The sequence below is a fragment of the Conexibacter stalactiti genome, from assembly GCF_033542075.1.
GTDB classification, from domain to species: Bacteria; Actinomycetota; Thermoleophilia; order Solirubrobacterales; family Solirubrobacteraceae; genus Conexibacter; species Conexibacter stalactiti.
The window spans coordinates 1-645 of sequence record NZ_JAWSTH010000244.1 but is presented as its reverse complement, the minus strand read 5'-3'; the positions used below and the strand labels follow the sequence as shown (position 1 = coordinate 645).

1 protein-coding gene is annotated in these 645 nt (G+C 66.7%); it reads right to left on the bottom strand.

Annotated features, from left to right (window positions below):
* Positions 1–645 (bottom strand): peroxiredoxin (locus R7226_RS31580; RefSeq protein ID WP_318601537.1); only part of this gene is annotated, 645 nt, incomplete at its 5' end.

The window sequence follows — 645 nt, the reverse complement described above, 5'->3', positions numbered from 1 at the left end:
CTACGGCGCGTCGACGATGCGCAGGTACGGAAGCGGCGACTCCCAGCCGTCGGGGTAGCGCTCTCTCGCCTGGTCGTCGCTGACCGAGCCGGCGATGATGACCTTGTCGCCCTGTCTCCACTGCGCCGGGGTGGCGACCTGGCTTCTCGCCGTCAGCTGCAGCGAGTCGATCACGCGCAGCACCTCGTCGAAGTTGCGGCCGGTCGTCATCGGGTAGATCAGCACGAGTCTGACCTTCTTGTCCGGGCCGATCACGAAGACGTTACGCAGCGTCGCGTTCTGCGCCGGCGTGCGCGACGTCGACTCGCCCTCGACGTCGGACGGCAGCATGCCGTACGCCTTCGCGACCGAATGGTCGGTGTCGCCGATGATCGGGTAGTTCGGCGCGGTCCCCTGCGAGGACGCGATGTCCTGCGCCCATCTGCCGTGGTTGTCGATCGGGTCGGTGGAGATCGCGATGATCTTCGTCCCGCGCGCGTCGAACTCGGGCTTGATCGACGCCATGTAACCGAGCTCCGTCGTGCAGACCGGCGTGAAGTCGCGCGGATGCGAGAACAGCACCGCCCAGCTGTCACCGATCCACTCGTGGAAGTCGATCTCCCCCTCGGTCGTCTGCGCTCTGAAGTTGGGGGCGGTGTCGCCGAT